Source organism: Mycobacterium heidelbergense, from assembly GCF_050205645.1.
Taxonomy (GTDB): domain Bacteria; phylum Actinomycetota; class Actinomycetes; order Mycobacteriales; family Mycobacteriaceae; genus Mycobacterium; species Mycobacterium heidelbergense_A.
Map to the genome: position 1 here is coordinate 94,814 of NZ_JBNMQT010000017.1, position 17,892 is coordinate 112,705.

General features: G+C 66.9%; 16 protein-coding genes. 12 read left to right on the plus strand and 4 right to left on the minus strand.

Annotation, left to right across the window (positions count from 1 at the left end; translation table 11 throughout):
* The first annotated feature begins 14 nt into the window (after window positions 1–14).
* The 4 genes from ACQI5H_RS19080 (at window position 15) to ACQI5H_RS19095 (ending at window position 4,943) form a co-directional block, all read left to right on the plus strand.
* A complete protein-coding gene (locus tag ACQI5H_RS19080; protein ID WP_427080885.1) occupies window positions 15–1,625 on the plus strand; it encodes a class I adenylate-forming enzyme family protein in 1,611 nt (536 codons plus the stop codon).
* Complete coding sequence (locus tag ACQI5H_RS19085; RefSeq protein WP_427080886.1) at window positions 1,612–2,382, plus strand: class II aldolase/adducin family protein; 771 nt, start codon at window positions 1,612–1,614, stop codon at window positions 2,380–2,382. The genes ACQI5H_RS19080 and ACQI5H_RS19085 overlap by 14 nt, the downstream gene beginning before the upstream one ends.
* 3 nt (window positions 2,383–2,385) lie before the next feature.
* Window positions 2,386–3,654: an amidohydrolase family protein gene (locus tag ACQI5H_RS19090; RefSeq protein WP_427080887.1), complete on the plus strand. Its 1,269-nt coding sequence runs from the start codon at window positions 2,386–2,388 to the stop codon at window positions 3,652–3,654.
* Window positions 3,655–3,767: 113 nt separating this feature from the next.
* The gene (locus ACQI5H_RS19095; RefSeq protein WP_427080888.1) at window positions 3,768–4,943 is read left to right on the plus strand and encodes a serine/threonine-protein kinase; all 1,176 of its coding nucleotides are present in this window, start codon (window positions 3,768–3,770) and stop codon (window positions 4,941–4,943) included.
* 18 nt (window positions 4,944–4,961) lie between these two features.
* Here ACQI5H_RS19095 and ACQI5H_RS19100 read toward each other — a convergent pair whose 3' ends face one another.
* Entirely contained in the window at window positions 4,962–5,981 is a 1,020-nt protein-coding gene (locus tag ACQI5H_RS19100) for a nitronate monooxygenase (protein WP_427080889.1), read from the minus strand.
* Window positions 5,982–6,055: 74 nt separating this feature from the next.
* Between ACQI5H_RS19100 and ACQI5H_RS19105 the strand changes: the two genes are divergently transcribed.
* From ACQI5H_RS19105 to ACQI5H_RS19115, 3 genes are all read left to right on the plus strand, one after another.
* Window positions 6,056–7,678 (plus strand): arylsulfatase, encoded by a 1,623-nt coding sequence (locus ACQI5H_RS19105; protein WP_427080890.1) that lies wholly within the window; start codon window positions 6,056–6,058, stop codon window positions 7,676–7,678.
* 24 nt (window positions 7,679–7,702) lie between these two features.
* Window positions 7,703–8,929 carry an FAD-dependent oxidoreductase gene (locus tag ACQI5H_RS19110; protein ID WP_427080891.1) on the plus strand — a complete coding sequence of 409 codons (1,227 nt, stop codon included), beginning with the start codon at window positions 7,703–7,705 and terminating at the stop codon, window positions 8,927–8,929.
* Between the two features lie 107 nt (window positions 8,930–9,036).
* Window positions 9,037–10,032, plus strand: a complete 996-nt coding sequence (locus ACQI5H_RS19115; RefSeq protein ID WP_427080892.1) for a Gfo/Idh/MocA family protein — start codon at window positions 9,037–9,039, stop codon at window positions 10,030–10,032.
* A gap of 5 nt (window positions 10,033–10,037) precedes the next feature.
* On the opposite strand, the gene ACQI5H_RS19120 is transcribed toward ACQI5H_RS19115, so the two are convergent.
* Both ACQI5H_RS19120 and ACQI5H_RS19125 read right to left on the minus strand, forming a co-directional pair.
* On the minus strand, window positions 10,038–10,856 hold the full coding sequence (locus ACQI5H_RS19120; protein ID WP_427080893.1) for a sugar phosphate isomerase/epimerase family protein: 819 nt from the start codon (window positions 10,854–10,856) through the stop codon (window positions 10,038–10,040).
* On the minus strand, window positions 10,853–11,428 hold the full coding sequence (locus ACQI5H_RS19125) for a SecDF P1 head subdomain-containing protein (protein WP_427080894.1): 576 nt from the start codon (window positions 11,426–11,428) through the stop codon (window positions 10,853–10,855). The genes ACQI5H_RS19120 and ACQI5H_RS19125 overlap by 4 nt, the downstream gene beginning before the upstream one ends.
* A gap of 87 nt (window positions 11,429–11,515) precedes the next feature.
* On the opposite strand from ACQI5H_RS19125, the gene ACQI5H_RS19130 reads away from it, so the two are divergent.
* From ACQI5H_RS19130 to ACQI5H_RS19150, 5 genes are read left to right on the plus strand one after another with little or no spacing between them, the layout of a single operon-like run.
* Window positions 11,516–12,202 carry a TetR/AcrR family transcriptional regulator gene (locus ACQI5H_RS19130; protein ID WP_427080895.1) on the plus strand — a complete coding sequence of 229 codons (687 nt, stop codon included), beginning with the start codon at window positions 11,516–11,518 and terminating at the stop codon, window positions 12,200–12,202.
* Between the two features lie 16 nt (window positions 12,203–12,218).
* Complete coding sequence (locus ACQI5H_RS19135) at window positions 12,219–13,424, plus strand: cytochrome P450 (protein ID WP_427080896.1); 1,206 nt, start codon at window positions 12,219–12,221, stop codon at window positions 13,422–13,424.
* 25 nt (window positions 13,425–13,449) lie between these two features.
* Window positions 13,450–14,421, plus strand: coding sequence for an enoyl-CoA hydratase/isomerase family protein (locus tag ACQI5H_RS19140; protein ID WP_427080897.1), 972 nt, complete (start codon window positions 13,450–13,452; stop codon window positions 14,419–14,421).
* Between the two features lie 19 nt (window positions 14,422–14,440).
* Window positions 14,441–16,765: a CaiB/BaiF CoA transferase family protein gene (locus tag ACQI5H_RS19145; RefSeq protein WP_427080898.1), complete on the plus strand. Its 2,325-nt coding sequence runs from the start codon at window positions 14,441–14,443 to the stop codon at window positions 16,763–16,765.
* A complete protein-coding gene (locus ACQI5H_RS19150; RefSeq protein ID WP_427080899.1) occupies window positions 16,762–17,526 on the plus strand; it encodes an SDR family NAD(P)-dependent oxidoreductase in 765 nt (254 codons plus the stop codon). The genes ACQI5H_RS19145 and ACQI5H_RS19150 overlap by 4 nt, the downstream gene beginning before the upstream one ends.
* Before the next feature lie 38 nt (window positions 17,527–17,564).
* On the opposite strand, the gene ACQI5H_RS19155 is transcribed toward ACQI5H_RS19150, so the two are convergent.
* A partial coding sequence (locus ACQI5H_RS19155) for an HNH endonuclease signature motif containing protein (RefSeq protein ID WP_427080900.1) occupies window positions 17,565–17,892 on the minus strand: 328 nt, incomplete at its 5' end.

Consider the following 17,892-nt stretch of genomic DNA (forward strand, 5'->3'; position numbering starts at 1 on the left):
CCTATGATCTGGGGATGAGCGCCGGCGGGCTGGACACCGTGGGCTCGCCGGCATTCAGCGACGAGGACCCGGCCCGGTTTCGCGCGGCCGGCTGGTGGTCCGACTCGACGCTGTCGGACGCGGTACGCCGCAACGCCGTCCACTCGCCGGGCCGTCCCGCCTATATCGACCACGCCGGCGCCTCGTTGACATGGCGTGAATTCGACGATGCGGCAACCAATTTGGCCGCACAACTGACCGGTGCCGGCATCGCGCGGGGCGATCGAGTCGCGGTCTGGCACGGCGACTCCGCCGCGATTCACGCGCTGTTCGTGGCGATCGAACGCTGCGGCGCGGTGGTCGTCGGCGTCGGCGCGCGCGCCGGAACCCGCGAGGTCGCCGCGATACTGCGCGCTGCGCGGCCAAAGGTCCTGATCAGCGACCACCGGCGCAGCGAGCTCGCGGCGGATATGGCCATCGAGTCGATGACCTTGAGTCACGACGCGGTCGGCCTGCGCCTGGACATCGAGGTGGAGCCCGGGTCACCGGGATCCAGTTCCGGGCTCGGTCCCGACGATGTCTTCCTGATCAACTCCACGTCCGGGACCACCGGCCTGCCCAAGTGCGTCGTGCACACCCAGAATCGCTGGTTCTACTTTCACCAGAAGGCCGTCGCGAACGGGCTCCTGACGCCGGGCGACGTCTTCTTGCCGGTCATCCCGACGCCGTTTGGCTTCGGAATATGGACCAGCCACACCACCCCGATCCACCTCAGCGCCACCGCGGTAATCCTGGAACGCTTCGCTCCGAAGGCGGCGTGTGAAGCAATAGCGCAACATGGGGTCACCGTATTGTGCTGTGTCAGTACACAATTGACGATGTTGATGGCCGACCCCGCATGCCGGGAGTACGACCTCAGCACCTTGCGGGTCGTTTTCGCCGGCGGCGAGGCGTTGCCGTATCGGCCCGCCGTCGAGTTCGAGCGGCTCACGGGCGCAACGATTCTGCAGTTCTACGGCTCGAACGAGACCGGACTGCTCAGCGGGACCACGTTAGACGACACACCGCAGCGCCGGCTCCGCACGGGTGGCCGGGTCGTCCCCGAGATGGCGGTCCGGCTCTTCGACGGCGATAGAGACGTCACCGATACGGGGCGAGGGCAACCCGCATGCCGCGGCCCGGCGACGAGCTTGGGCTACCTCGACGGCCTCGACCACGACCAGCTGTTCACCAGCGACGGGTGGATGCGGATGGGAGACATCTGCGAGATCGACGCGGATGGCTACCTGAGCGTCACGGGCCGGACATCCGACTTCATCGTGCGGGGCGGCAAGAATATCAGCGCCGCCCAGGTTGAGGACGCGGTGCTGACGCACCCCGGGATCGCGCTGGCGGCCGCGGTGGCGATGCCCGATCCGGTGTTCGGCGAAAAAGTCTGCCTGTATGCCGAACTCGCCGATGCGCAGGCCATCGACTTGCCCGAACTCGTCAACCACCTGCTGGCACTGGGGGTTTCCAAAGAACTACTGCCGGAACGACTCATCGTCATCGACGAACTACCCCGATCGTCCGGAGGAAAGATCGCCAAAGGCGAGCTCCGCCGCGATATCCGAGGAAGGATGGAGGCCGATCATGAACGCTCCTGAGGCACGGCGAGGCGGTCTGGAGGTATGGGCGCCCTCGGTGGTGCCCCCGATCCCGGAACTATCCGACGAGCAGGCACTCGCGGTGGCGTTTCGCCACCTGGCCGGCATCGGATTCGCCGAGAACATGGCCGGACACATCACCTGGCAGCCCGACGGGCACACCGACATGTTCGTCAACCCATGGGGACTGTGGTGGGCCGAACTCACCGCCTCCGATATCTGCGTGGTGGACGGCGACGCACGGGTGGTGCGGGGCCGTTGGGACGTGACGCCGGCGATCCACATCCATACCGAACTGCACCGGGTCCGCGAAGACGCCCGGGTCGTCATCCACAACCACCCCTACTATGTCTGCGTACTGGCCGCCCTCGGCCGGCTGCCGGAATTGGTGCACCAGACCGGTTCGCTCTTCCTGGATGACCTGTGCCTGGTCGACACGTACGACGGCGAAATCGACAGCCCCTCCCGCGCGGCCGAACTCGCCGCCCGCATCGGCGGCGCCAACCTGACAATTCTGGCCAACCACGGCGTCATCGCGACCGGAAGCAACCTGGCCCAAGCCGTTTATCGCGCGGCATCGATCGAACGGGTATGCAAGCTGGCCTACGACGTCATGCTCACCGGCAAGGAACCGGTGAAGATGAACTGGCCGGACATGGCGGGCATGCAGCGGTCGCTGGTCGAACGGGCCGCCGACGTGTACTGGGCGGGGGCAGCCCGGATGACGATCAAGGCCGATCCCGATGTGCTCAGGTGAATCATGAAATCGATCGACGAGTTGGCCGCGAACCTGAACTTCACCACCGCCAGGACGGGTGAGGATCGCTCCGTCACCTTTCTTCCGGACCCGCCCCGGGCACCGCGGCGCTACACGGTGATCTCGGTGGACGATCACATCGTCGAACCGCCGGATACCTTCGCCGGACGCCTGCCGCACAAGTTCGCCGATCGTGCACCGAGAGTGGTGGACACCGAGGAAGGCGGGCAAACGTGGGTCTACGACGGCCGCGAATTGCCCAATGTCGGGTTCAACGCGGTGGTCGGTCGGCCGGTGGCCGAATACGGGTTCGAGCCGGTCAGATTCGATGAGATGCGCAGGGGCGCATGGGATATCCACGAGCGCGTCAAAGACATGGACCTCAACGGCATCTACGCGTCGCTCAACTTCCCGTCGTTCCTACCGGGGTTCGCCGGGCAGCGCCTCCAACAGGTGACCACCGATCGCGACCTCGCGTTGGCCGCCGTCCGCGCCTGGAACGACTGGCACCTCGAGGTGTGGGCGGGGTCGTATCCCGAACGGATCATTCCCTGCCAGCTGCCGTGGCTGCTGGACCCCGAGCTGGGCGCGGAGATGATCCGCGAGAACGCCGACCGTGGATTTCACGCAGTGACGTTCAGCGAGAACCCCGCGATGCTGGGATTGCCGAGCATCCATTCGGGTCATTGGGATCCGATGATCGCGGCATGCGCCGAGACCGGCACCGTCGTCAATCTCCACATCGGTTCGTCGGGCGCGTCGCCGTCCACCACCGACGACGCGCCGCCGGACGTGCAGGGTGTGCTGTTCTTCGCCTACGCGATCTCGGCGGCGGTCGACTGGTTGTATTCCGGTCTGCCCAGCAGGTTCCCGGAACTCAAGATCTGCTTGTCCGAAGGCGGAATCGGCTGGGTCGCAGGTCTACTCGACCGCCTCGATCACATGCTCAGCTATCACGCGATGTACGGCACCTGGCAGGCGCTCGGTGAGAGTCTGTCTCCCGCAGAGGTTTTCACCCGCAACTTCTGGTTCTGCGCGGTAGAGGACAAGTCGTCGTTCGTGCAGCGCGACCGGATCGGTATGGACAACATCATGCTGGAAGCCGACTATCCACATTGCGACTCGACGTGGCCGCGCACCCAACAAACGATCCACGAAGAAATCGGCGACCTACCGCCCGACGCGATCCGCAAATTCACGTGGGAGAACGCGTCGCGCCTGTACCAACACCCGGTGCCCGTCGAGGTCCAGCAGAATCCCGACGCCTTCTGACGCGGGCAGCGCCCCGATACGTGTGCGTTTTGAGCCGACGATGTCGGGGTAACCACGCTTCGGCGTTTTGCGCCAAGCGCACGATCGCAAGTTGCACAGAGTTAGCAGGTCAGATGAACACTCTTGTGTTGCTCGCTGGCCGGTACGAGATGCACAACAGGCTGGGCCTTGGTGGCATGGCCGAGGTTCGCGACGGCTGGGACACCCGACTGCGCCGCCCCGTTGCCATCAAACTCCTGCACCCGGCGTTGAGTGCCCAGAATGGCATCCGCAACCGGTTCGACGCCGAGGCGCACGCGGCCGCGACGCTCAACCACCCGAACATCGTCGCCGTCCACGACATCGGCGAGCACGACGGCACACCGTTCATCGTGATGGAACGGTTGCCCGGAGAGAGCCTGGCCGACCAGATAGCCGCCGGTCCGCTGTCGCCTGCGCGGATGGGTGCGATGCTCGACAACGTCCTCTCGGCGCTGACCGCGGCGCACAGCGCCGCGATCCTGCACCGCGACATCAAACCCGGAAACATCCTGCTCGCGGCGGGTGGCGAGATCATGAAGGTCGCGGACTTCGGGATCGCCAAGACCCCGGAGGCCACCAACACTCTGACCGGCCACATCGTGGGGACCATCGCCTATCTGAGCCCCGAGCGCCTCGCCGGTGCGCCCGCCCGCGTGGCCGACGACCTCTATGCCGTCGGAGTCGTCGGCTATGAAGCGCTCGCCGGGCATCGCCCGTTCCCGCAAGAAAATGTGGCAGCGCTGGCCAGTGCCATTTTGCACGGACAGCCACCTCCACTCGCCGGGCTGCGGCCCGACGTCGATCCCGGCCTGATAGCGCTGATCGAACGCGCGATGGCCCGTGACCCGCGACAGCGGTTCGGCAGCGCCGAGGAGATGCGGGCCGCGCTGCACGGCGGTTGGATCGTGCCCCCGCTGGGCGTGCGAGTTGCCCAACCGCGGCGTCCCGCGACCAAGGTGCTGGACGGACCGCCGCCCGGCTTGGTCACCAACACGTTTTTTCCCGCGCTAGTTCAAATGACGAGCACCCGAAGGAAGGTGCTGGGCGCCCTGGCGGTTTTGGCCGTCCTGATGCTCATCCCGCTGGCATTCGCGCTCGACGCGTCGTCCTCGCACGCGCCCGCCAAACCCGTCACCACCAGCACACCCGTGCCGGTTCCCGTCAGCAATCCCGCGCCGCCGGCGACGCCGACGGCACCGCCCCCGGCCCCGCCGTGGCACGGCCCGGGCAAGGGCCACGGCAAGGGACACGGCGGCGGGGGAGACTAGCGACGGCGCGGGGGTAGATCAGAGCTCGGAAGCCAATCGTCGCAGAATGTCGGCCGTCGGCTCCGCACTGGCGTGGCGGTACCCGGTGCCCGCCCACAGATGGACGTAGTCGGGTTTGCCCGCCGCCGCGGCGGCTTTGCGCATAGCGGTGGTGAGGTAGTGAACCGCCGGATAGCCCAGGGGCGCCTCCGCCTCGTGCGCGTCGATGAACGCGTTGCGCAGGCCGCGGGCCGGCCGGCCGGTGAAGGCCCGAGTGATCACCGTCTCGGTGTATGCGGGATCGATGAGGGCCGCCTGGTGGGTGGCCGAGGCGCCGCTTTCGGCGGCACGAAGCAGGACCGTTCCGACCGCTGCCGCCGCGGCGCCCGCGCGGATGACCTCGGCCACTGCGGCCGGAGTGGCGAGCCCACCCGTGGCCATCACCGGCAACGGCACGGTCGCGATGATCTGTTTGACGAGGTCAACGATCGGGACGGGCGTCAACGGTTTCCGCGGCGAAAGGGTGGCGGAATGGCCGCCCGCGGCCGCCGCCTGCACGGCAAGCATGTCGACACCGGCCTGGTGCGCTTGCGCCGCCTCCTCGACGGTTGTAACCGTTTGAACGACAACGCTATTCGCCCGTTGCAGCGCGGTGATCACTTCGCGCGGCGGTATCCCGAAGGTGAAAGACACCATCGGCACCGGATCGTCGAGCAACAGCGCGATCTTCTCGTCGAAGGCGTCGGTGTCCTCAATCGGCTCCGACGGCACGGTCACGCCGAACTGGTCGGCCTCCCTCTGGATGGTCGCGGCGTACACCCGGTAAGCGTCGGGATCGACCGGCAGCGGATTAGGGGCAAACACGTTGATGCCGAACGGGATTCCCTCGGCGCGAACGCTCTTGATCTCGGCCTCGACAGCCTCCACGGTCTTGTAGCCGGCCGCGAGGAGCCCCAGACCACCCGCTCGGGTCGCCGCCGCCACCATCGCCGGGGTCGTCGGGCCGCCCGACATCGGGGCGGCGACCAACGGAATGGACATCCCAAACTGTTGCAGCATCCACTGACCATAACGGCGATGGCGGCGGCGACAGAAGTTCCGTTCGGCCGCCAGACCTGACAGGATGCTTGACCGTGAAGCGGCCCAACTTCTTGGTCATCGTGGCGGACGATTTGGGGTTTTCCGATATCGGCGCCTTCGGCGGTGAGATCAACACGCCGAATCTGGACCGGCTCGCCTACGCGGGGGTCCGGCTGACCGATTTTCATTCGGCGCCGGCCTGCTCGCCCACCCGGGCGATGTTGTTGACCGGCACCGATCACCACATCGCCGGCATTGGAACGATGCTCGAGGTCGCGATCCCCGAATTCCAGGGCGCGCCCGGCTACGAGGGCTATCTGAACGATCGCGTCGTCGCGTTGCCGGAGCTGCTGCGCGACGCCGGATACCTGACGCTCATGTCGGGCAAATGGCACCTGGGCGACACGATCGAGACCTCCCCGTGGGCGCGCGGATTCGAGCGGTCGTTCGCGCTGTTGCCGGCGGGTGCCAGCCACTACGGTGGTGCCGCGGCCGACGGTTTCGCGCCGGTGCCACGGCTTTACACCGAGGATGACCAGTTCGTCACGGTCGACGACGACTTCTACTCATCGGACTTCTACACCGACACCCTGCTGCGCTACTTCCGTGAACGCGCCGAGCGCCCCGACGATCAGGACCGACCGTTCTTCGCCTACCTGCCGTTCCAAGCGCCCCACTGGCCGCTGCAGGCGCCCGACGAATCCATCGCCACCTACCGCGGGTGCTACGACGCAGGTCCGGACGCGCTGCGCGAGGCTCGCTTGGCGGCGCTCACGCGACTCGGTCTGTGCCCGCCCGGCGTCACCCCGCACCCGGTCGTCGCCGACGGCGCTCCGGAATGGGCCGACATGACCGACGAGCAGCGCGCGCTCTCGGCGCGCAGCATGGAGGTCTACGCCGGGATGGTCGACCGGATGGACTGGAACATCGGACGGGTGATCGACTACCTGGCCGGCACCGGCGAACTCGACGACACGGTCGTGATCTTCTTGTCCGACAACGGCGCCGAGGGCGCGATCGTCGAGGCGATGCCTCTGCATGGCGCCCGGATCGCCGCGCAGATCGAGAAGTACTACGACAACAGTCTCGACAACCTCGGGCGGCCCACCTCGTACATCTGGTACGGGCCGCGCTGGGCCCAGGCCGCCACGGCGCCGTCGCGGCTGCACAAGGCGTTCACCACCGAAGGCGGAATCCGGGTGGTGGGCTTCGTGACCTGGCCCGGCTTCGACCGGCAGCGCGAGATCGGCACGGCCTTCGCGACCGTGATGGACATCGCCCCGACCGTCCTGGAACTCGCCGGCACCACGCACCCCGGAACCAGCTACCGCGGCCGCGAAATAGCACCCATGCGCGGCCGGTCGCTGGTGCCGTACCTGTCGGGCGACACCGACGCAGTCCACGAGGGCGACACCGGCACCGGTTGGGAGCTGTTCGGCCGCCGCGCCATTCGCCAGGGCGACTGGAAGGCGCTGTGGCTGCCCGAACCCTACGGTCCGGGCACCTGGCAGCTCTACGACCTCTCGGCTGATCCCGGTGAAATCGACGACCTGGCCGCCGCGCGTCCCGAGAAGCTTGCCGAACTGCTCGAGCTGTGGGATCGCTATGTCGAGGAAAGCGGCGTGATCCTCGATCCCGTCTCGGTTTTCGAAATCGACACCCAATTGCTCGGCTGAAATCACCACGTACGCTGAGCGCTGATGGTCGAGGAAACTACTTGCGCGATTATCGGCGGCGGCCCGGCCGGGATGATCCTCGGGCTGTTGTTGGCTCGGGCGGGCGTGGACGTCACCCTGCTGGAGAAGCACGGCGACTTTCTGCGCGACTTCCGCGGTGACACCGTGCACCCGACCACGCTGCGGCTGCTCGACGAGCTGGGCTTGTGGGAGCGCTTCTCGGGGTTGGGCTATAGCGAGGTCCGCAAGGCGAGGTTCGAGTCCAATGGCCGCTCGGTGACTTACGTCGACTTCGAACGTCTGCGCCAACCCCATCCCTTCATCGCCATGGTGCCGCAGTGGGACCTGCTCAATCTGCTGGCCGAGGCCGCCCAGGCCGAGCCGACCTTCACGTTGCGGATGAAGACCGAGGTCACCGGGTTGCTGCGGGAGGGCGGCAAGGTCACCGGGGTGCGCTACGAAGGGCCCGAGGGCCCCGGCGAACTGCGGGCCGAGTTGACGGTGGCGTGCGACGGCCGGTGGTCGATCCCGCAGCGTGACGCCGGACTCAAGACCCGGGAATTCCCGGTGAACTTCGACGTGTGGTGGTTCAGATTGCCGCGGGACGGTGAAGAGGAATTCACCTTCTTGCCTCGCTTGGCGCCCGGCAAGGCCCTTGTCGTGATCCCGCGCAAAGGCTACGACCAGATTGCCTACCTCGGGCCCAAGGGGGGCGATGCGCAGTTACGCGCACGCGGCATTGAGGCCTTCCGGCGCGATGTTGACGCGCTACTGCCCGATGCCGGCGTATCGGCGGCGACGCTCACCTCCATGGACGACATCAAGCACCTCGACGTGCACGTGAATCGGTTGCGCCGCTGGCACACCGACGGGCTGCTGTGCATCGGCGACGCTGCGCACGCGATGTCTCCGCTGGGCGGTGTCGGCATCAATCTGGCCGTCCAAGACGCCGTCGCGGCGGCAACGATCCTGGCCGAACCGCTGCGGCGGCACCGCGTCACGGATCGCGACCTGGCCGCCGTCCGGCGCCGCCGCCTGTTTCCGACCGTGGTGACCCAGGCGGTGCAACGCGTGTTGCAGAGGGCGCTGCTTGGCCCGCTGCTGCGCGGGGCGGACCCGACGCCACCGGACGCCCTCCTGGGCTTGGTGCAGCGGCTGCCGTGGCTGTCGGTGGTACCCGCGTATTTCGTCGGCGTCGGGGTTCGTCCCGAGCACGCGCCCGCATTCGCGCGCCGCCCGAGTGTGCACTGAGGGATTTTGCGTGTGCGCGCAGGGCGCCGTGGACGCACACTCGAAGCCCTGGACGCACACTCGACGGGCGCAGCGGAATGAGCCGCGTCAGCTGCTAGCGTCGGTCCGTGTCTGAACTCGTACGGATCGGCATTCTCGGCGCGGCCCGCATCGCGCCGTTGGCGCTCACCAACCCCGCCAAGGACAACGCCGAGGTCGAGGTGGCCGCCGTCGCGGCGCGCGATGTGGCGCGTGCTCAGGCCTTCGCCGCGAAGCACGATATCGCGCGGGTGCACGACGACTACGACAAGCTGATCGCCGACCCCGGCATCGATGCCGTCTACAACCCGCTGCCGAATGGCTTGCACGGCAAATGGACCCGCGCCGCGCTCGCCGCCGGCAAACACGTGCTGTGCGAAAAGCCGTTCACCGCCAACGCCGCCGAAGCCCGCGAGATCGCCGAACTTGCCGCGAAGTCGGATCGCGTGGTGATGGAGGCATTTCACTACCGCTACCACCCGCTGACATTGCGGGTCGAGCAGATCATCGCGTCGGGGGAGCTGGGCACGCTCCAGCGGGTGGAGGCCGCGCTGTGCTTCCCGCTGCCGAAGTTCTCGGACATCCGCTACAACTATTCGCTCGCCGGCGGCGCGACAATGGACGCCGGGTGCTACGCGGTGCACATGGTCCGCACGTTCGGCGGTTCGACCCCGGAAGTCGTTTCCGCGCAATCGAAATTGCGCGATCCCCAGGTCGACCGGGCCATGACCGCCGAGTTGCGGTTTGCCGGTGGGCACACCGGGCGGGTTCGCTGCTCGATGTGGTCGAAGCGCCTGCTGCAGATCAATGCCAAGGTCGTCGGCGACCGCGGCGAGCTACGGGTGCTCAACCCGGTGATGCCCGCTTATTTTCATCGGCTCTCGGTCCGTTCGTCGGCCGGCAGACGCACCGAGCGATTCCCACGCCGCGCCTCCTACGCGTATCAACTCGACGCGTTCGCCGCGGCGGTGCTGCGCGGCGAGCCGGTCAAGACGACCCCGGAAGACGCGATCGAGAACATGAGCGTGATCGATGCCATCTATCGCGCCGCCGGACTCCCGCTGCGCGAGCCGACCCGATCGTAACCCGTTCACCCAGTTGATATTTCCGCCAACAAACGGCGGGCCGCGTCCACGCACGGGCGCAGGCGGTCGATAGGACCGACCCCGGCCAGCGCCAGCGATCGCCGGGGCACCTCGAGTTCGATCACGATGTCGGGTGGCAGTGCGGCGAGGATGTCGCGCAGCGGCAATTCGCCTTCACCGGGAACCATGCGCTCGTACATGGCTTCCTCCATGTAGTTGTCCAGGCACGGCGCCAGCGTGGTGTCGTTGAGCTGGGCGTAGCCGATGTGTTCGGGTTCCAAGGCCGAAAGGTCCGCGGCGCCGGACCCCGAGCGCACCAGATGCATGGTGTCGATCAACAGCCGGAAATCGGGTCGCCCGACGTGTTCCAGGGCGGCGACCGCGGTGGGCAGGTCGCCGACGGTCAGGCCGGGCACCGGTTCGACGTTGGTTTCGATCTCGCGTTGCGCACCGAGTTCGGCCAACGCGCCGAATTGGTCGAACGTGTGGCCGAGATCGGGATCGAGGCTGACCACGTTTATCCGGGGAACGCCGAGCTCGGCCAGGGCGTCGAGGTCCGAGCGAAAATCGCGCACATCGGCCCCGGGCAGCACGAGGAACCCGTCACCGAGCGTGATCGTCACACCGCGGTCGTTCATCGCCGCACGCAGCTCTCTCCTCTCGGCGGGGTCCTTCAGCGAGAATGGCCGAAAGCCGAGTGGCACCAACGGCTGTCCCTGCACGATGGTCGAGATGTGCCGGCAGCCCAGGTCTGCCGCGACGCCGACGAACTCCACTGGCGGAAGCGCGAATACGCTGAGGAAGCCGACGGCGAGCTCGGTCACGCGGGGCGTCCGGCAAGTTGCGCCAACTGATCCGCGGCCTGAACGGTCTGCGTGGTCAGCGCGATCTGTCCGGAGGCGACCGGGTACTCGATCAACGGGGCTTCCAGGACGAGATCGTCACGGATGAAGGCGACGTGGTCGTGCAGATTCGCAGCGGTGAACGACGCCCAGGCGGCCGCCGACGGCTGGTCCAGCGTCAGCAGCACCTCGTAGAAGCCGGCGGTCAGCGACTTGGGTGGGTCCACCTGGGTCAGCCCGAGCCGCATCGCCTCCGGGCCCAACGTATAGAGGGTGGTCCGGGCGAGGTCACAGGCCGCGAGGACCTTGTCGGGCGCGGCGGGGGCGGTCGCATTCGCCGCGGGGCACTTGTCGGGCGAGGTGGGTTGCGACTTCTGCACCTTGCGAACCGGCAAGGGCTGAATGTTGACGGGTGCTGGCACCGATTGAGTCGTTGCGGGCGGCGCCTTGGTGGTCGGGGTGGTGGATGACGCCGGGTGCTGAGTCGTGTGGCACCCACACGTCACCGCGGCGAGCAGCACGACGCTCGCCGTTGCTTTCTTTGCCGGACCCACCGCACTCCTTTCGCAAACGGGACCAAGCCGATCGTAGCGGCAAGTCCTTTACCGACACTACGAACATAGAGTAATGTCGGCCGTCTCATGGCTCGATACACGCCGGCCGCGGCGAAACGGCGAAAGCCCAATCCCGTGGAGCGCCGCCGCGACCTTTGCGATGTGGCGATCCAACTGCTGGCCGACGACGGGGCCAAGGGGCTGAGCCATCTGAAGGTGGACCGCAAGGCCGGTGTACCCGAAGGCACGACTTCCTTTTACTTCCGGACCCGTGCGGCGCTGCTGCGCGCCGTCGCGGAACGACTGGCCGAGCTGGACCTCGCAAGCCTGCGCTCCGTCGCCGACACCGCCGATGGCCGGGGCGACAATCCCTCGCCGTCGCGATTGTCACAGGTGGTGATCCAAGCGGGCGCCGAGCCGCAGTTGTCCCGAACGAAGGCACGCTACGAGCTGACGATGCAGGCCGTGCGCGATCCGGCGATGGCCGCCATTCTGCAACAGGCCACCGATGGGTTCACCAAGTTGCACCGGGAAATCCTGGTGCAGCTCATGCCGCACGGTGCCGAATTGGAGTCGGGCGTCATCGACGATCTGAGCAACATCACGCTGACGTTCATCAACGGGCTGCTGCTGCGATTCGCCCACGGCGACAGGATCATTGACAGCCCCGAACGACTCGACCGGATCTTGGCGGCGATCGCCACCGGCGTGCTGAAGAGTCCGGACAAGGGACGCTTGACCGGGGCGGGCGGCCCGCGCCGACGGAAACGCTAATGGTAGGAGGGATTTCGTGACGGCGAGCACCGACAGTCAGGTTCATTTCGACCCCTACGATGTCGATCTCATCGCTGACCCGTATCCGATGTTCGCCCGCCTGCGAGACGAGGCGCCGCTGTATTACAACGCCGAATACGACTTCTACGCATTGAGCCGGTTCGCCGATGTCAACAAGGCGCTTGTCGACCACGGCACCTACAGCTCCGCCCGCGGCGTGATCCTCGAGCTGATCAAAGCCAACCTCGAAATCCCTGCAGGCATGCTCATTTTCGAAGACCCTCCGATCCACGACGTGCACCGCAAGCTGCTGTCGCGCATGTTCACCCCGCGCAAGATCAACGCGCTGGAGCCGTTGATCCGGGACTTCTGCGCGCAGCTGCTGGATCCACTGGTGGGGTCCGGGCGATTCGACTTCGTCACCGATCTCGGCGCGATCATGCCGATGAAGGTCATCAGCATGCTGCTCGGCATCCCCGAGGACGATCAGGAGTACATCCGCGACCGGGGCAACGCGCAGCTGCGCACGGAAGCCGGCAAGCCCATGAAGGCCGCGGAGCAGGGCCTGTCCGTCGGCGAACAGTTCGAGGCCTACATCGACTGGCGCGCCGAGCATCCGTCCGACGACATCATGACCGATCTGCTCAACGTCGAGTTCGTCGACGAAACCGGCACTACGCGGCGCCTGACCCGGGCGGAAATCCTGGTGTACCTCAACGTCGTCGCCGGAGCGGGAAACGAAACGACGACGCGCTTGATCGGTTGGGCGGGCAAGGTGCTCGCGGAGCATCCGGATCAGCGCCGCGAACTCGTCGACAACCCCGCGCTCATCCCGCAGGCGATCGAGGAGCTGTTGCGCTTCGAGCCGCCGGCGCCGCACATGGCGCGGTATGTGACCCGCGACGTCGCGCTGTATGACCGAACGGTGCCCGAGGGCAGCGTGATGATGATGCTGCTCGGGGCGGCGTGCCGCGACGAGCGCCAGTTCGGCCCGGACGCAGGCGAATTCGACATCCATCGCGAGGCCCGGCCGCACCTCACCTTCAGCGTGGGCACCCACTTCTGTCTCGGTTCGGCGCTGGCGCGCCTGGAAGGCCGCGTCGCGCTGGAAGAAATCCTGAAGCGCTTCCCCGAGTGGGAGATCGATATGAGCAACGCCAAGCTCAGCCCGACGTCGACGGTGCGGGGCTGGGAGTCCCTGCCGTCGTTGCTGCCTAGATGACCGATAACAGAAGTGGAGAGAACCCATGCCTGAGTACGACTACGTGAAGCTGAAGAAGGAAGCGGAGCAGTACATCAAGTTCGAGAAGGACAAGAAGAACCGGATCGCCTACATCACCTTCGATCGTCCCGACGCGCAGAACTCCACCACCCTGGGGATGCGGCAGAACTATGCCGATCTGATCCACAAGTGCAACGTGGACGACGACGTCAAAGTCGTCGTGATCCGCGGCGAGGGTGAGGATTTCGGTAGCGGTGGCGACCTGCCCGAGCAGCGCCCCATGCTGGAGAACCCCGGCATGCCGCTGCTGCACGAGCTCGCGATCAACGACGACGACGTCAAGTACCCGCCGGGCGGCTCGTACCGCTATCTGTCCACCGTCACCGATTTCTATGCCAAGGCCCCCGCGGGAAACCGGCCGCTGCAGGAACTGCGCAAGATCAGCATCATCGAGGCCAAGGGCTATTGCTACGGATGGCATTTCTATCAGGCCGGCGACGCCGATTTGGTGATCTCCTCCGACGACGCCCTCTTCGGGCACCCGGCGTTCCGCTACGTCGGCTGGGGGCCTCGGCTGTGGTGGTGGGCCGAGACGATGGGTCTGCGAAAGTTCTCCGAAATGCTGTTCACCGGGCGGCCTTTCAGCGCAAAGGAGATGTACGAGTGCGGCTTCGTCAACAGTGTGGTGCCGCGCGAGAAGCTCGAAGACGAGACGCTCAAGTACGCGATGGCATGCTCGCGCTCCCGTCCGACCGACACCGTCGCGGTGCAGAAGACCTTCCTGGAGCTCTACAAGCAGCACAAGGGCGAATACTTCGGGAGCCTGCTCACCGGCATGGTCGAGGGCATGCTCCCCCTGATCGCCAACGACCGGGACAACGAGGTCGACCTCACCGAAGGAACTTTCGGCAAGGGACTCAACAATGTCGTGAAGGACAACGACCTGAACTTCCCGCCCGAATGGCGGCTCAGCCGCTCCGGACGCAAGAAGCCCTGATCTCGTTGCGAGGGTGGGCATGTCGGCGCTGACCGGTATCAGGATCATCGAACTGGCCGAGTCGGTCGCGGGGGAGTACTGCGGAAAGCTGTTGGCCGATTTCGGCGCCGAGGTCATCAAAGTCGAAGCGCCGGGACGCGGCAGCCGCACGCGGGCGATGGCACCCATCCTCGCCGACGGTCCTGACGGCAGCGTGTTGTTCGCCTACCTCAACACCAACAAGCAATCCATCGAGCTTGACGTCAGCGACGCCGCGCGCTTGCACAAGCTCATCGCCAGCGCCGACGCGGTCATCGAGGAGCGCGCGGCCGACTGGCCCGAACGACATCCGGGCGTGGTGTTCTGCTCGGTCACGCCCTTCGGCCAAGGCGCGCCCGCCGAATTCGACAACGCCAAGAGCATCAACGTCTTTCACGCCAGCGGCTGGGGATACCACACTCCCAGCCATCCGGACCCCCGCCGGCCGCCGCTGCAAGGTCCGGGCCGGTTCCTCGCCGACTACGAGGCGGGGCTGGAGGCGGCGCTGTGCATCGCGGCATCGCTGTTCGGGCGCCTGCACACCGGCCGGGGCGAGTCCATCGACATTTCCGAGCATGCGGTGCTGGTCTCGCGGGCCGACTCCATCCTGGGCCGATTCATCACCGGCGAGGTCGCGGCCGCGGGCACCCGCGACGACTATGACCAGCAGGGACCGGCGGCGTTCTTCCCGTGCGCCGACGGCTTCGTCTACCTCTACATGACCAGTCGCGCCCACTGGCACGGCATCAAGGCGCTCATGGGTCAGCCCGAATGGCTCGACGCGTTCGACGACGACTGGCTGGAATTCTCCGTTACCCCGGAAAAGGTTGCCACGTTTCAGCGCGGGTTCGCGGAGTGGGTCCGGGGTCTCGCCAAGGAGATCGCGGCCGACCAAGCCCAGCGGCTGGGCGTGCCGTTGGTCCCGGTCAACGGCGCCGCGGATCTGCACCGGGCGCCGCAGTACCGCCATCGTGGTTTCTTCCAAGACGTCACGCACCCGGTCCTGGGTCGTGCGGGGTATCCCACCGTGCCGTACACGCTCGGTGCCACACCGGCCGAAATCGCCACCCCGGCACCGACTCTCGGCCAACACACCGCCACGATCTTGAAACGCCTCGACACCCCGCGGACGCCGGCGGCGGCGACGTGGGCACAACTCAAACCGCCCAAGAATCCGCGCGGTGGTCCGCTGCAGGGCGTGCGCGTCGTCGAGCTGACCAAGGTATGGGCCGGACCGTACGCCGGCAAGCTCCTGGCCCTGCTGGGCGCCGAAGTGATCAAGGTCGAAACGGCCGCCCACCCGGAGGAGATGCGGGCCTACGGCGGCACCGACATCAACCACGCCCCGTACTTTCTGAGCATCAACCCCGAAATCCTCAGCGTGGACCTCGACATCAAGTCGCCGGACGACATGGCGCGGCTGCACGAGCTGATCGCCCGCAGTGACGTCGTCATCAACAACCTGCGCCCGGGCGCGATGGAGCGGCAGGGCCTCGGCCATGAACAGCTCACGGCGGTCAAGCCGGACATCATCTCGGTGTCGGTCAAGATGTGGGGCAACGACGGACCGCTGGGCCATCAAACGGGCTACGCGCCGTGCTTCGCCGCGCTGGCCGGTCTTGCTTCGCTGGTCGGCTATCCCGGCGGGCCGCCGCTCGGAACGAGCATCCGGTACGGGGATTCCACTGTCGGCGCGGCGGCCGCGTACGCCGCGGTTGTCGCGTTGCTGCATCGGGATCTGACCGGCGCCGGACAATTCGTCGACGTGTCCGCGGTGGAAACCCTGTCGTCGATGATCGGGGATCGCCTGCTCGAACAAAGCCTCACCGGAACGAGCCTCGGGCCCGACGGCAACAAGCACCCCGACATGTGCCCGCACGGCTGCTATCCCTGCTCTGATGGTTCGTGGATCGCCGTGGCGGTGGCCGACGACGACGAGTGGCGGCGGCTGTGCGAGGCGCTCGACGCCGCGGCGCTGGCCGCCGATCCGCGCTACCGCGCGGCGGAAGACCGGCACGGTCACGCCGAAGCGCTCGACGCCGACCTCGCGCTGCTAACCCGGCACCACGACGCCGAGCAGCTGGCCCACCGCCTGCGCCTGGCTGGAGTGTCGGCGACCAAGAGCGCCACCGCCCTCGACGTGATCGGCGATCAGCGGTTGTGGGACCGCGGGCTGTATCGCTTCGTCAGCGATCACCGCGAAGGCCAACGCCCGATCCTGGGCCCCTCGTGGCGGATGGCGCGCGCCCCGGCGCGGATCTCGCGCGGCGCACCGGACCTGGGCGAGGACAACGACTACGTCCTGCACGAGATACTCGGAACATGACGGGTGAACTCGCGGGCACCGCGGCGCTGGTGACCGGCGCCAGCAGCGGTATCGGCGCGGCAACGGCGAAAGCGTTGGCCGCCCACGGTGCCGCGGTGGCCCTGCTCGCCCGCCGGGCAGACCGGCTGACCGAGCTGAAAAACAAGATCGAATCCGCCGGTGGCACAGCGCTTGTCGTGCCCGCCGACGTCACCGACGCCGCACAGGTCGCGTCCGCCGTGCAACACACCGTCGCGGAATTGGGTCGCCTGGATACCCTGATCAACAACGCCGGACTGATGCAATCCGGGCCCGCGGCCGAGGCACCATTGCGAGACTGGGACGACATGGTCGCGGTCAACGTGCAAGGCGTCCTCTACGCCACCCGCGCCGCGCTGCCGCACCTGATCGACGCGGGCGCGGACTCGCCGCGCGGGGTGGCGGATCTGGTCACCATCGGCTCGACGGGCGGCTGGGTCGCCCGACCCGGCACCGCGGTCTATTCCCTGACCAAGTTTGGGGTGAACGCGTTCAGCGAAGGCATCCGACAAGAGTTGCTCGGCAAGAGGGTTCGCGTGGGCGTGGTGAGTCCGGGCACCGTTGACACCGAGATTTTCACCCACCTGGCCGCACCCTCGCGTGCGGCGTTCGAAAAGCAAACCGCCGGCATGGTCAAATTGCGGCCGGAGGACATCGCGGATGCGGTGTGCTACATGGTGACTCGCGACCGCCGGGTGGCGGTCAACCACATGCTGGTGCGCGCGGCCGAACAAACCTGGTGAGTGTACGACGACTACATCATCGCTGCGGCGCCCGCGGGCTATGCTGCGTCGTCATCGTCGGCGTCGTCGTCGTCACCGTCGTCGTGCAGGAGTTTTTCGGGGTGCCAGTAGGTGTTGGTTCGCGGTTGGCCTCGTTCGAGGTGGGGCGGTGGGATCCATTCGGTTTCGCCCTTGGCGTTTTTGCGGGTGCTCCAGCCCTCGGGCTCGACGATGTGATGTTGGGTGGGGCAGCCGAAGGTCAGGTTGTCGACATCAGTGCAGCCGCAGGTGGCGTAGCCGACGACGTGGTGGACCTCGCTGTAATAGCCGGGCACCGTGCAGCCGGGGGCCGTGCAGCCACGATCCTTGGCGTACAGCACGATTCGT